The 14,392-nt window shown below is 36.3% G+C and carries 14 protein-coding genes; 10 read left to right on the forward strand and 4 right to left on the reverse strand.

The annotated features are described in order from the left end of the window. Nucleotides 1-10: 10 nt before the first annotated feature. Both AC4IF5_RS13150 and hemL read left to right on the forward strand, forming a co-directional pair. Entirely contained in the window at nt 11-1,069 is a 1,059-nt protein-coding gene (locus tag AC4IF5_RS13150) for a glucosaminidase domain-containing protein (RefSeq protein WP_490735202.1), read from the forward strand. 84 nt (nt 1,070-1,153) lie between these two features. Further along, nucleotides 1,154-2,443 (forward strand): glutamate-1-semialdehyde 2,1-aminomutase, encoded by a 1,290-nt coding sequence (gene hemL / locus AC4IF5_RS13155; protein ID WP_490735203.1) that lies wholly within the window; start codon nt 1,154-1,156, stop codon nt 2,441-2,443. A gap of 184 nt (nt 2,444-2,627) precedes the next feature. Here hemL and AC4IF5_RS13160 read toward each other — a convergent pair whose 3' ends face one another. Continuing rightward, nucleotides 2,628-3,839 carry a beta-helix domain-containing protein gene (locus AC4IF5_RS13160; protein WP_490735205.1) on the reverse strand — a complete coding sequence of 404 codons (1,212 nt, stop codon included), beginning with the start codon at nt 3,837-3,839 and terminating at the stop codon, nt 2,628-2,630. Between the two features lie 23 nt (nt 3,840-3,862). Further along, complete coding sequence (locus tag AC4IF5_RS13165) at nt 3,863-6,349, reverse strand: TonB-dependent receptor plug domain-containing protein (protein ID WP_490735207.1); 2,487 nt, start codon at nt 6,347-6,349, stop codon at nt 3,863-3,865. A gap of 191 nt (nt 6,350-6,540) precedes the next feature. Here AC4IF5_RS13165 and AC4IF5_RS13170 point away from each other — a divergent pair, with 191 nt between their 5' ends. The 5 genes from AC4IF5_RS13170 (at nt 6,541) to AC4IF5_RS13190 (ending at nt 11,382) form a co-directional block, all read left to right on the forward strand. Further along, a complete protein-coding gene (locus AC4IF5_RS13170) occupies nt 6,541-7,218 on the forward strand; it encodes a response regulator transcription factor (protein WP_490735209.1) in 678 nt (225 codons plus the stop codon). A 49-nt stretch (nt 7,219-7,267) separates the two neighbouring features. After that, the gene (locus tag AC4IF5_RS13175) at nt 7,268-8,299 is read left to right on the forward strand and encodes a sensor histidine kinase (RefSeq protein WP_490735211.1); all 1,032 of its coding nucleotides are present in this window, start codon (nt 7,268-7,270) and stop codon (nt 8,297-8,299) included. A gap of 134 nt (nt 8,300-8,433) precedes the next feature. Continuing rightward, complete coding sequence (locus AC4IF5_RS13180; RefSeq protein WP_490735213.1) at nt 8,434-9,027, forward strand: IS1096 element passenger TnpR family protein; 594 nt, start codon at nt 8,434-8,436, stop codon at nt 9,025-9,027. A gap of 260 nt (nt 9,028-9,287) precedes the next feature. Next, nucleotides 9,288-10,637, forward strand: coding sequence for an alpha-amylase family glycosyl hydrolase (locus AC4IF5_RS13185; RefSeq protein WP_490735215.1), 1,350 nt, complete (start codon nt 9,288-9,290; stop codon nt 10,635-10,637). A 304-nt stretch (nt 10,638-10,941) separates the two neighbouring features. Then, on the forward strand, nt 10,942-11,382 hold the full coding sequence (locus tag AC4IF5_RS13190; RefSeq protein WP_490735217.1) for a hypothetical protein: 441 nt from the start codon (nt 10,942-10,944) through the stop codon (nt 11,380-11,382). Nucleotides 11,383-11,385: 3 nt separating this feature from the next. Here the strand turns inward: AC4IF5_RS13190 and AC4IF5_RS13195 are convergent, their stop codons facing one another. Both AC4IF5_RS13195 and AC4IF5_RS13200 read right to left on the reverse strand, forming a co-directional pair. Continuing rightward, on the reverse strand, nt 11,386-12,207 hold the full coding sequence (locus AC4IF5_RS13195; protein ID WP_490735219.1) for a GLPGLI family protein: 822 nt from the start codon (nt 12,205-12,207) through the stop codon (nt 11,386-11,388). Between the two features lie 95 nt (nt 12,208-12,302). Continuing rightward, nucleotides 12,303-12,485 (reverse strand): bacteriocin-like protein, encoded by a 183-nt coding sequence (locus AC4IF5_RS13200; protein ID WP_490735220.1) that lies wholly within the window; start codon nt 12,483-12,485, stop codon nt 12,303-12,305. A gap of 166 nt (nt 12,486-12,651) precedes the next feature. Here AC4IF5_RS13200 and AC4IF5_RS13205 point away from each other — a divergent pair, with 166 nt between their 5' ends. The 3 genes from AC4IF5_RS13205 to AC4IF5_RS13215 all read left to right on the forward strand — a co-directional run bounded on the left by AC4IF5_RS13205 (nt 12,652) and on the right by AC4IF5_RS13215 (nt 14,376). Then, nucleotides 12,652-13,056 (forward strand): helix-turn-helix domain-containing protein, encoded by a 405-nt coding sequence (locus AC4IF5_RS13205; protein WP_490735222.1) that lies wholly within the window; start codon nt 12,652-12,654, stop codon nt 13,054-13,056. Nucleotides 13,057-13,062: 6 nt separating this feature from the next. Continuing rightward, on the forward strand, nt 13,063-13,857 hold the full coding sequence (locus tag AC4IF5_RS13210; protein WP_490735224.1) for a thymidylate synthase: 795 nt from the start codon (nt 13,063-13,065) through the stop codon (nt 13,855-13,857). 300 nt (nt 13,858-14,157) lie between these two features. Further along, entirely contained in the window at nt 14,158-14,376 is a 219-nt protein-coding gene (locus tag AC4IF5_RS13215) for a hypothetical protein (protein WP_490735226.1), read from the forward strand. Nucleotides 14,377-14,392: the final 16 nt, after the last annotated feature.

Consider the following 14,392-nt stretch of genomic DNA (forward strand, 5'->3'; position numbering starts at 1 on the left):
ATTGAAAAACATGAAAAGACTTTTCCTATCCATAAGCCTTTTAGTTTTATCAAAATTTTCAGCCCAGGGCTGGGCAACCGAAGATCAATATATTCAGAAGTTTGCTAAATATGCCGTAGAAGAAATGGAAAAATACAAAATTCCTGCTTCTATTACTCTCGCCCAGGGACTCCTGGAAACCGGTGGAGGACAAAGCAGATTAGCTCAGGAAGGTAAAAACCACTTCGGAATAAAATGTAAAGAAGACTGGACGGGTAAAACAATGAAACACACAGATGATGCCCCCAATGAATGCTTCCGTGTGTACGATGACCCGAGACAGTCTTATGAAGATCATTCTATATTTCTATCTACCAGAAAATATTACGCGAATCTTTTCAGGCTGGATATGAAGGATTACAGAGCGTGGGCACATGGGCTGAAAAAAGCCGGATATGCAACCAATCCACGATATGCTTCTATCCTGATCACCAAAATCGAAAAGTATAAATTATACGAATACGATAATACCAATTCTAATGAGGTATTGTACGCTGTTCTCAAAATGTATCCGGACCTGAAAGACGACAGAACTTTCATGGCTCAGCTGGAACCTTCGAAAGCAGGAAAAAAAGCTAAAGATCCGGTTACTGTAGAAGTTCCTTACAAGCAGACCTCCTATGCGCAACAGCAGAAAAGAGTGGAGAGGATCAAAACAAAAGCTGAAATTCTTAATTCCATCCTTATCAAAAGTCACCCTAATGACGGGCTGAAATACATTGTGATTCCTGAAGATACTGATGTGAAATTCATTGCCAATAAATTCAAAGTGAGCGAAAGCAGGCTGATGAAGTGGAATGAGCTGGAAAGTGAAACACTAAAGAAAGATGATATCATTTTCCTGGAATCTAAGAACTCAACAGGAAATACAGCTACCTATAAAGCGGCATCCGGCGAAGATATGCATGATATTGCCCAGAAATTCGGAATCAAATTACATAAATTATATGCCAAAAACAGAATGGATGAAGGACAGCAGCCATCTGCAGGGCAATTGATTTATTTAATAGATAAAAAACCAAGAAATTAATAGCGGGTCGTTGATGGTTATCGGTTGACAGTTAATGCTGTTGATTAAAAACGATCAACGATCAGGCATCAACGATCAACCAAAATGAAGTATCAAAGAAGTTCGGCTTTATTTGATGAAGCCTACAAATACATTCCGGGAGGTGTCAACTCTCCGGTTCGAGCATTCAAATCAGTGGGAGGAGTTCCTGTTTTCATGAAATCGGCAAAAGGAGCTTACCTTACCGATGCTGATGACAATACTTACATCGATTATATCAATTCATGGGGTCCTGCGATTTTAGGCCATACCCATCCGGAAGTGCTTGAAGAGCTGAAAATACAGGCAGAGAAAGGATTCTCTTTCGGAGCACCTACAGAGCTGGAAACGGAAATTGCGAAATTCATCGTCGAAAATGTTCCGAATATCGACCAGATCAGAATGGTATCTTCAGGAACGGAAGCGTGTATGAGTGCGATCAGGCTGGCGAGAGGATATACGGGAAGAGATAAGATCGTAAAATTCGAAGGCTGCTATCACGGGCATTCTGATTCATTCCTCATTAAAGCAGGAAGCGGTGCTGCCACATTCGGAAATCCGAATTCTCCGGGAGTAACGGCAGGTACGGCAAAAGATACCTTACTGGCCCGTTATAATGATTTTGAGCAGGTTGAAGATCTGTTCCGTCATAATCAGGGAGAAATTGCAGCCGTAATCATAGAACCGGTGGCCGGAAATATGGGATGTGTACTGCCTGAAAATAATTTCCTTCAGAACCTGAGAAAGATTTGTGATGAAAACGGTGCTTTACTGATCTTTGATGAGGTAATGACGGGTTTCAGATTAGCTTTCGGAGGTGCCCAGGAGCTTTTCAATGTAAAAGCGGACCTGGTAACTTACGGTAAAGTGATCGGTGGCGGACTTCCGGTAGGCGCTTTTGCCGGAAGAAATGAAATTATGGATCATCTGGCTCCGAAAGGAGGGGTATACCAGGCAGGAACATTAAGTGGAAATCCTTTGGCGATGAGAGCAGGATTAAAAACGCTTCAGCTGATCAAAAACGATCCGGAATTCTTCAACAGACTTAGTAAAACTACAGAAACTTTAGACCTTGAGATCGGTAAAATCTTGAATGAAAAAGATATTGCTCACAAGATCAACAGAAAAGGGTCAATGATGTCTGTATTCTTCCATACCAACAGGGTTTCTAACTTTGATGAAGCACAGGAAGCCAATCATTCATTATTTAATAACTTCTTCCACCAGATGCTTCAAAACGGAATCTATCTTCCGCCAAGCGGATACGAAACGTACTTCATCAGTGATGCGATCAGGGAAAAAGAAATTGATATGACGCTGGAAGCTGTAAGAAAGTTTGAATATTCTAATAAGTAAGAGCTTGAGTAATCTTTATTTATTCACTCCGATGGAGAGAATTTGGTAGAGGATTATAAAAAAAATGTGTCATCTGAGAAATGAGCGTGAGATTGATGATTTAATAAGAAAAACCATCAGGTAAATAAAATTTAACCTGATGGTTTCTAATTTGATATATAAAGAAAACTAGTTACTAAAATTATTAATTTCCAGCGTCTGCAGAGGTAAAGGTAGAAATACCAGTCCATCCTTGTGCCCAAGTTGGAAGAGAAGATCCGTTACCTGCACCATTTGCAGTTGTGCTAACTGTAACAGCAGCAGTTAAATCAGCATTAGCACCAGCAGTATTTTTAGCTTTAATATTTGTTCCGATGCTTTCAAAACGAACATTTTGTATACGAGCACCTCCTTGGAACCAAGCAAGAGTTCTGTCTGTTTCAAAATCGATACCTGTAGAGAAATTAGATAAAACGATATTATCAAATTGTCCTTGAGATCCAGCTCTGATTTTCATTGCTTGCGATTCAGTTCCTTTTGTATTTCCTAAGAATGTTGCATTTTTAATTGTCGGATTAGATGCACCATTTCCGAAAGTAGTATTTGGATCTGTATCTTGTGTATCAGCTTCAATACCTCTGTTACCAGGTTCAGCATCATTTGCGTATTCTTTTTTTCTAGCTGCATAGATATATTCTGCAGTACCTTGCCAGCCTTCTGTCCAGTCAACGCTATCATCTCCAACTCCTAATACTACGATATGATCAGCATTTACATTACCTCCGAAGAATTCTACACCATCATCTGCACCATCATAAATGTATACATAAGAAATTTTAGTTCCGCTACCTACTCCGAAAAGAGAAAGTCCGTTAAACTCTTTTGAAGGATTGTATTTGAACCCACTATTTCTGATTTGAACATATTGGATAGAACCAGAATTGTCATCTTTAGTCGTACCACCATACGTTAAATCCCCAAGTTCTGAAGTAGAAGTTCCTGCAGCACTTCTGTTGGAAGGCGCTTTTCCTAATACAACAATACCTCCCCAGCTACCTGGTTTGTTTACTGCTCCTTCGAAAACTACTGGTGCAGAAGCTGTACCGTTGATAAAAATTTTAGCTCCTCTGTCTACGAGTAGATAGTTTGCTCCCTCGTTTGCTACGATTCTAGTTCCGGCAGGAATTATTAAAGTAGCACCTTCTTTTACCCAAACTTTTCCAGTTAATTTATAAGTTTTCGTAGCATCTAATGTGATTATCTGTCCTGATTGAATATCTCCTTTGAAGTCATTTGGATCAATAGCTGAAGATACGTTTTCTGTATCGTCATCATTGTCGCTACAAGAAACAGCTACTGAAGTAAAAGTTACCGCTAATGTTAAGCAGAACGCAGCTCTTAAGAATGTCTTTTTCATTTAGATTTATTTTTGATTAATTATTAAAATTTGTAAGATAGATTTAAGCCTATCAATCTACCTTTTGTATAATTTTTGTGGGTAAATGTCCCTGCTTTGTTGGTTTGTTCAATTTTGTAGTCAGGATTTAAGATATTTCTTACATTTACTCCTATTCCGATATTTTTCAAATTAAAATTGATATTGGCATCCAGAATGTTTCTTGACAATTCATAGAAGTTTCCGGTATTATTTGTTCCAATAGCATAAAGGTTTTTCCCCACATAGGAATACGATACAACAAAATCTACTGAGTTATTGTCCCATTTGTAGTTGTATCCTAAATTTGCATTAGCAATAAAGTCTGCTACCCCCTGAACGTCATCTTTGATTTGACCGCTAAATTCAGCTCTTTTGCCTTTGTTTTCTGCAGCTAATTCATCAGGTGTTTTTAATTCCTGCTGAGAATTCATATAGGTAGCATTGATGAATGTATATAATTTAGAGTTCCCCCATTCGTAAATATCTTTTCTCAATTCAGCTTCCGCTCCTACAATATAACCCCAGTTTGCAATATTGAAATAAGTCATATCACTCGAAGCTGCTGTAGAGAAAGTTGTTCTAGCAATTGGGTTTTGGATGTACTTTCCGAATACGGTTAATGAGATTACCTCACCGGACTTAGGGAAATATTCCCATTTTAGATCTACATTATAATTATCTGACGGGATAAGGTTAGGATTACCATAAACGTTTGTTGTTACATCGTAGTATGCAATCGGAATCAATTCTTTAGGTTGTGGTAATGTATACGTTTTTGACAATGATAATCTCAAATTGGATTTATCATTTACACTATATTTTGCATTAACAGCCGGTAAGAACTTAGTATAACTTTTTTGTTTTTTATCTGTTTCCAATGGATCCCTCCAATTCATATCCCAATTAATATAATCCAGTCTTCCTCCTACTTGAACCACAAAATTGTTAGAGATATTATAGTCTACGTTAGCGAAACCAGAATGTAAATGTTGTTTAATATCATAACCCCAAGGTTTATAGAGATTCCCTGAATCACGGAATGTCAAATAACTGAACTGATAAAGTGAGCTGTTTTGTGAATTGAAAAAGCCGTCGATATTATTAGGATCCAGAACAATTTGTGTATCAGGATATGGGTTGTATCCATACTTTATGCCAATGGATGTATAATCAAAGGTTCGGTTCTTATATGATCCATCATATCCAAAATTAACTTTAAAGTTGTTAAATTTCTTACTTAAATGTAAATATCCTAGGAATGTATCATCTATCAACTCATCAAAATAACGATGATTGTCTACTGCACTTCCCGCTACAATTATCTTGCTGTCTGCAAGCATTGTATTCTGAAGTCTATCAGGTCTTTTACTGTTCAATTTGTTATACCCGATAGCCCAATCTGCTTCCCAGCCTTTTCCAAACTTGTGGTTACCAACTAACTGATTAATCCATGTGTCAGTAATTTTATTATCACCTCGATTAATAATTACACTGTTATCAACATCAAAAGTGTACCCTTCAAAGAATCTGGCAACCTGAGAAGAAGAATGTATATAATTAGAAGTAAAAGTTAATTTATTATTGTTATTTAGTTTATAGGTAAAGTTGACTAATGCAGTTGTATTGGTCTCATATTGATAACGTTCAACCTGATAATCCTTATTAGGCCTTCCATCTGCGTAGAAAAAACTTTCGTTACCAGAGCTGTATTCATAATTATTGTCAAAACCTGCATAAGCAAAGAATGAGAACTTTCCGAAGCGGGCACCTGCTTCAAAATCTATACTGCTGTTAAAAGGATTTTGGGCATCTTTAAAATTCCACTTTGTTGTGAATGGATATGCTGAACCTGGGTTTGATCTATTAAATGTGGTTGTTTTATATCCAAAGAAACCCGGTCCTCCATCTTGAAGTTTAAAGTTTTCCTTATTATAGGTCTGCATATTAAGAGAACTTCCTAATCCTAATTTAAAGTAAGGTTTTCCAGTATATTCTTTTGAAACTATGTTTATATTGGCACCACCAAAATCTCCGTATAATTTTGGATTGTAAACTTTATCCAAGGAAATATATTCAATCATTGAAGTTTTGAAAATTTCAAGATCAATATTTTTCATTTCCGGATCATCTGAAGGGATAGGTAATCCGTTTAAGGTTGTTGTATTGTAACGGTCTCCCAATCCCCTTACAAAGATCTGTCCACTACCTTCTTGTTTCAGTGTTCCTGTTGCTTTAGTAACAGCAGCAGATGCATTTCCGATACCCTGCTTAGTTAATTGTACAGAGCCAACTCTTTCAATTACCTCTACAGATTTTTTCTGCATGTTAATTAGGTTAGCTTCAGCACCTTTCTTTGCAGACCCTTTAATGACTACACCTTCAATCTTTTTTTCACTTTTTATGGTGTCATTCTTAGTGTCTTGGGCGTATAATAGGGCACCTGATGTTGATAAAAATAGAGCTGCGATACTCAGTCTTCTAAAATTCATTTTACTTTTTTACTATATTCTCTTGGTGCAAAGGAATAAAAGATTGACCGGGTAGTTGGTTTAGTAAAATTTAATTTTTTCTTAACTAAATATTAATAAAATGGATTTATTATTAACTTTATGTGAACGGTAATTAATTTATTAATCTATCATTTAAAAATGATTAACTTTGAAAGCAGTAAAAATTTAGAATGAGCCAAAAGAAAATACTCTTAATAGATGACGAACTGGATATTTTAGAGATTCTGTCTTACAATTTAGAAAAAGAAGGTTATGATATCTATACCGCTACCAATGGCAATGAAGGTATAGAAAAAGCAAAGGAAATTGTTCCGGACCTTATCCTACTAGATGTAATGATGCCTGAAAAAGACGGCATTGAAACCTGTCAGGAACTTCGTAAAGTGAAAGAACTCCAAAAAACACTGATCGTTTTCCTTTCCGCAAGAAGCGAAGAATTTTCTCAGTTGGCAGGCTTCCAGGCAGGAGCCAATGATTATATTGTAAAACTGATCAAACCGAAGATCCTTACTTCCAAAGTAAATGCATTATTGCAGTTAACCTCTCAGGTTTCAGACAATGCTAAGCTGATCGAAATCGGAGACCTTGTTATAGATAAAGATAACTTCAGGGTTTCCAAAAGCGGACAACAATTTCTTCTGCCTAAAAAAGAATTTGATCTGCTTTACCTTTTGGCTTCCAATACAGAGAAAGTTTTCAAAAGAGAAGAAATTCTGGAAAAGGTTTGGGGGAATGACGTGATCGTAGGAGAGAGAACCATTGATGTTCATATCAGAAGACTGAGGGAAAAGTTAGGGATCAATACCATTCAGACCTTAAAAGGGATAGGTTATAAACTTATCGTTTAATCATTTAAAAATCCTAACTTTACATTCAACCCCTTAAAACGTTGTAAAATTGAAATTTTACAGACTTACTCTTGTTGCCTCTTGTCTGCTGACATTGGTGATGCTCTCTTTAGTAGTCATTTTCGACTCACTAAAGGATATCTATTATGATACTCCATTATTTAAAACAGGTCTTTTAATCTGTATTGTCCTGATCTTTATTATCAACTGTGTGGTGCTGGAGCTTCTTTTCAATTACTATGGAAGAAAACAGGTGAAAGGACTTTCCGGAATTCTTCCCCAGGAGATTGTTCATGATCATGACGAGAATATCACTATCAAAGAATTAGGAGAAAGATTTTCAGATCTCAATCAGCAGAAAGTAACGGAAATCGATATGATGAAGGAAATGGAAAGCTACCGTAAAGAATACATCGGAAATGTTTCCCATGAGCTGAAGACCCCTTTATTTTCCATTCAGGGGTATGTAGAAACTTTAAGAGATGGAGGGGTAGACAATCTTACCATCAGGGACAAATATCTTGAAAGAATCGATAAATCTGTTGAAAGGCTTATTGCCATTGTGACGGATCTTGATATGATCAACAGACTGGAAGCAGGAGAGATCAATCTTACCGTTTCAAAATTTGATGTGAATCTTCTGATCAAGGAAATTTTTGATCTGCTTGATCTTGAAGCGGAGAAAAGGAACACTACATTACAGATCCAGACCCTTCATCCACAGATCTTTGTGGAGGCCGATAAACAGAAAATTTCACAGGTTTTTATTAATCTTATTTCCAATGCGATCCACTATGCCAACAGACAGGAAGCAAAAGTGATCGTAAAGACCAGCATTTTAAAAAATAAAGTGCTGATCGAAGTAATCGATAACGGAATGGGGATAAAATCCGAAATCCTGCCGAGGATCTTTGAAAGATTCTATAGAGTGGAAACCAGCAGGAGCAGAAGAGAAGGAGGTTCAGGATTAGGACTTGCCATTGTAAAACATATCCTTGAGGCACACAACGAAAACATTACCGTAGAAAGCGTTTACCTTGAAGGAACGAAGTTCAGTTTTATGCTTGAAAAAAGTAAATAATTCCGGCAAAATGTAAGAAAAAAAAATATTTTAAAAAATCCTGAAATATTTTTTTGTCACATGTCATTTATTATATATTTGCACCAGAGATTTATCATAATTATAAAGGCAAAAAAGTAATTTAAGAAACTGATATGGTTTACAAAATCCGCGTAATATTAGATGCGAAAGAGGATATTTTCCGTGATATTGAAGTTAAGGGAAAACAAACGTTATGGAACTTACATTTAGGAATTAAAAGTGCATTCAGTCTGCAGGGAGATGAGCTTTCTACTTTTAATCTGTTAGAAAATGACGGAACGATAGTAAAGAGTGTCCCATTGGAAGATATGAGTGATGATGGTGATGGTGAGATTATGTCAGATGTATACATTGATGAAGCTTTCGAAAATGTAGGTGACAAGGCTCAGTTCCAGTACGGACTTCTTGATCTTTGGGAATTCTTCTGTGAGCTTATAGAAGTCATTGAAGAGACAAAAGGGGTAAACTATCCGATCACGGTATACAGATTTGGAAATGTTCCTTTGAAAGCACCTAGCAAGAACGGAAGTGCGGGAGGTAAAAAGAAATCAGCAATGCCTCTGGTAGATGATGAGTTTGGCTTTGATGATGATTTCGTGACCACCGGAAACTTTTCAGATGAAGACGACAGCTTTGATGATGAGGAAGAAGAAGACTACGACGACGATGTCTTTGATGATGAGGATGACAATGATGATGAAAGATAAGATGTAAAGATATACAAATTATGGCCCTGGATTTTGATCCGGGGTTTTTTGTGGCGAAAAGGCTAAGAAAGCGAAGGTGGCTAAGAGGCAAAGTCACGACCTGCAAGAGCAAATTTGCAGATAACGAATTTGTGTTTTACGCTTTATCACTCTTTATCATTAGCTTTTTTCACCTTATTTATGCTCCTGGGCTTTACACCTTTTCGCAATTTTGCCTTTTTGCCTGAAAAACAATCCTTACTTTTGTTAAAAATAGATTAATGAAAAAATTAATTTTATTAGCCGTAATTGGTCTGGGAATTGTTTCCTGTACCACTCAAAAAAATACGAGGAAGATGACAGAACTGCCAAAAGATTGGAAACACACTACAAATATCTATGAAGTAAATATCAGACAATATACTCAGGAAGGAACTTTCAAAGCATTTGCAAAAGAAATGCCCCGCCTGAAATCTATGGGAGTAAGGACCCTTTGGTTGATGCCGATTACTCCGATTGCCCAGCAGAATAAAAAAGGAAGCTTGGGAAGTCCGTATGCTGCGGCAGATTATACATCTATCAATCCTGAATTCGGATCATTACAGGATTTTAAGGATATGGTGAATGAAGCGCACAGATTAGGCTTCAAAGTGATCATTGACTGGGTAGCCAATCACACAGGATGGGATCATGTATGGACTAAAACACACCCTGAATTTTATCTGAAAGATCCGGACGGAAAATTCCATATTGCTTCAGGAATGGATGATATTATCGAGCTGGACTATAAAAACCAGGAAATGCGTCAGGCTATGATAGATGCAATGAAATTCTGGGTACAGGAAACCGATATTGACGGTTTCAGATGCGACCTTGCTTCATGGGTAGAAGTAGACTTCTGGGAGCAGGCGCGTCCTGAAGTGGAAAAAGTAAAACCTCTTTTCTGGTTGGGGGAATTTGACGAACTGGAAAGCCCTGAATATGGAAAGGTTTTTGATGCCAGCTATTCATGGAAATGGATGCATAAATCTGCTGATTACTATAAGAAAAATGAACCTCTTCAGGAGCTGAAAGATTTATTAGTACAATATTCCAACATCGGGGACGGCTCGATGAGAGCATGGTTTACCACGAATCATGACGAAAATTCATGGAACGGAACGGAATATGAAAAATATGCAGTGATCACAAAGCCTATGGCTGTATTTTCCGCTACCTGGAATGGAGTTCCTTTGCTATACTCCGGTCAGGAGCTTCCCAACATGAAGAGACTGGAGTTTTTCGAGAAAGATGTGATCAAATGGACAAATACTTATCAGGTTGCCGGCTTTTACAAAACACTGTTGGATTTAAAAGCTTCCAACCCGGCTTTAAGAGGTGGTGATCCAAATGTGACAACTTATCTGCTGAATACCACGGCAAATGACAAGATCCTGGCTTACGTAAGAAAAAACGGGAAAGATGAGGTGCTGGTAGTATTGAATATGTCGAAAGGACCTGTAGACTTTACCATTGAAGATGAGCATTTATCAGGAATATTCAGGAATGTTTTTGATAAGACGAAAAGAGATTTCAGTAATGGAAAAGATTTCCACTTCAAGGTTTCAGATTATGTAGTATTTGAAAAATAAAAAGTAAAAAAATATATTTTTGGCTTACACTTTAAGGGCCTGTTTAAATTTGTATTAAAATATTATTTCTCGCTGATTTGATTACGAATAATGATCTGCTGAATCTGCAAAATCAGCGGGAAAATAAAAAATAAAGCGTTAAATTAATTGGACAAAATGATTAGCAATTAAATTTAAACAGGCTCTAAGATCTTAACCATTAGCTTTTAAACGGTAATCAATTTCCTTCCGTTGGAGGGATGTCAAAATAAAAGATTTTGACAGGGTGGTTTTGTTCACCCTCTTAAAATATCTCATCATAGCAATGAACAAACAGGAAATATTAAACAGCATCAAAGCAAAAATTACCGACAAGATTCAGTATTTTGAAAATCTCATGGCAGAAACACGTGCATCTAACAATGATACAAAAAGTTCAATGGGAGACAAATATGAGACCGGCCGTGAAATGCTTCAGCAGGAGATCAACAATCTGCAGAGACAGCTTAATGAAGCTTTAAATCAACAGGCTGTTTTACAGAAAATAACTCCGGATCCTTCTGAAAAAGTCCAGAATGGGGCGATAGTGAAAACGAATAAAGGATTGTTCTATATTTCTGCATCAATGGGAGAAATTGTTTTTGAAGATCATAAAATCATGACCGTTTCAGCAGAATCACCACTGGTAAAGATGATGTATGGTAAAAAAACAGGTGAATCATTCACGGTCAATACTATCGATCAGCATATCGAAAATATCTGGTAAAAATTATTTATAGTCTATTTTTTGGTTTAACTCAATCATATTGTCATTTTTCCTTAAATTTTCTTGGGTTCTAAGAGTCCATTCTCTGAAGTTTTCTACCCTTTTTATACCTCCGTTTCCATCGTCTTCACCTGCTTTGAGATTATTGGCCTTTATAAAAGCATACGGATCAATATAATAATCCCGGCGTATTTTTGTGAATGTCTCCCAGCTGATTTCTCTTCCTCCAATTAATGGAAATAAACTTTTGTGGCTGAATTTTTTGATTTTTACTAATTTAAAGGAGTATTCCTCATTACTATCTGATATTTGTACGATGAGACCAGGCAGGCCATGAAAAACATATGGTCCTTCTGACAATTGGATGTCCTGTGTAAACCAAGCAGTCCAAAATCTCCCGCCATAGTCCGTTGTTGCCTTTTGACATTTAAGACTTCCTATTATTTGGGTTTCCGGAAGAATTTTCCAGTTTAATTTCTCTGTGATAACAATATAAAACTTATCCCGGCTTACAGGCGAAACAACATATTTGACCGCTTTGTCTTTATTATAATCTTTTTTGAGATAGATTTGTTCACCAATATTTGTACTGTATCCAAATCCTAATCCCCCTCCATATTTAATCAGTGAGTCTGACTGTCTTCTAAAGTCTGAGCGAAATACAGATTCCCGATTTAAAATATCCAGATAATAAACCGCAGATTTAGTTGCTGTATCTTTACTATCTGTCGAAGGCTTGTAAATAAGTTCATACAAAATTGATGAGCTTTGTGCCTTCAGAAAGGTAATTGTAAGAAAAAAAATAAATAAGATCGTTTTTTGCATACTTTGATGATTACTACTTTACAAATAGCAGATTATTTTAAAAACTCCCTGTAGGAATGCCTTCAGGGAGCTTAATTTACTTTACACAAAAACCATTACATGCATCTCCAGGCTGACCATTGTCCTACGGAATTATCTTGTCCAAAATAAATTCCACAAGATAGGCCATACTGTCCACATATATCACCATTTCCTGGTGCACACATGTCTTGATAAGAAATAAGACCACCTTTTACATTCTTTAGATCTGTTCTAGAAAGTTTTTTGAAATTTTTCATAATTTATGAATTTAGTTGGTTAGTTTCATAAAATTAGTAAATACAAACATATATTTCCTTCAGTAGTGAATAAATTTCCTTCAGTTTTGAACAAATTTCAAATAAATGTTTCTATGCAGAAGCTTTCTCTAAAATAAGAAAAAAACTATATTTGTAATAAAAAATAATGAAACTTTCAGATAAACTATTTACAACACGTACTGCAAAAAAACTTTCTAAACAAGAAGTAGCAGATATGTTGGGGATGGATGTTACTACTTATGGAAGAGTGGAAGCAGGAAAAAGGAATCTTGAAATAGATAAACTGAAGCTTTTGCCGGAAGCATTAGGAATTGAGCCCAAAGAAATAATTGATTTATTAGAAATAGATAAAGGGAATATTTTCAACATTAATACTACTAATGAAGAATATGCTTCAGGTAATGGGTATGTTGAGAATTTTTATACAGAAAATCGGCAAGCCTTATCAGAAATAAAAAATTTATATACAGAACTCCTAAAGCAGAAGGATGAAATGATAGAGTTTTTAAAAAAAGAAAATGAAACTTTGAAAAATGCACTAAAAAAATAGCTTATTATGCAAAATTACCTTGACCTTTTACAACATATTTTAGACAACGGAACTGATAAGACTGACAGAACCGGTACCGGAACGAGAAGTGTATTCGGATATCAGCTGAGATATGACCTGTCAAAAGGCTTTCCTTTGGTGACTACAAAAAAAGTGCATTTGAAATCCATTATCTATGAGTTGCTTTGGTTCCTGAAAGGAGATACTAATATTAAATACCTTAAGGATAACGGAGTGAGCATCTGGGATGAATGGGCGGATGAAAACGGTGATCTGGGGCCGGTTTACGGAGCACAGTGGAGAAGCTGGCATGGAGCTGATGGTAAAGTAGTAGATCAGATCACAGAGGTGATTGATCAGATCAAAAAAAATCCGGATTCCCGAAGGCTGATCGTTTCTGCCTGGAACGTAGCGGAAATTCCTGATATGGCTTTAGCCCCTTGCCATGCGTTATTTCAGTTTTATGTAGCGGATGGAAAACTATCTTTACAGCTGTATCAGAGAAGCGCCGATGTATTTCTGGGAGTACCCTTCAATATTGCAAGCTATGCATTGCTGCTGCAGATGGTAGCGCAGGTTTGTGGCCTGGAAGTGGGGGATTATGTTCACAGCTTCGGAGATGTTCATATCTATAATAATCATTTCGAACAGGTAAGCAGACAGCTTTCAAGGGAACCAAGACCGCTTCCTGCCATGAAGCTGAACCCGGAGATCAAAGATATTTTTGATTTTAATTTTGAAGACTTTACGTTAGAAAATTATGACCCGCACCCGGGGATTAAGGCGCCTGTTGCCATTTAATTCTGTTATTCTTGTCTTCTTAATTAACACGGATAACACAATAACTTCACTAATGTCACAAATCTTATTGTGGAAGTTCATTCTTTGTGCTATTAGTATTTAGAAGCATATGTTCAGGCATGGATGTTTCATAAATATTAAAAAGAGAATTCCCCAAAATTATCTTGATATAAAAGCTTTAAGTAAGCTTTCTTTAGTATTTGTTTCTTAAATTTGAAAGAATAACCATAACCTCCGTTTCAATGTCTGAAAAAGGAGAAGATTTGGTATAAATAAAATCAAACACTTATCATAAAAATCATGAAATATTTAAAAATAAATATTGAAGAAAATACAGATATTGAAGTCCTAAGAAATACTGTTCTTCAATTGAAAGGAGTTGCTTCAGCAGAAATTATCGACGACGAAAACCCTGAGAGTGAACTTAAAAAAGCTTTTGCCAAAACCAAAGAACAGCTTAAAAAGGGGGATTACGAAACGTTGGTTAATGACATTTTTGATATCATAATAAAAAAATAATTCTAAAAAATAAAGT

Source organism: Chryseobacterium sp. UF-290, assembly GCF_058245615.1.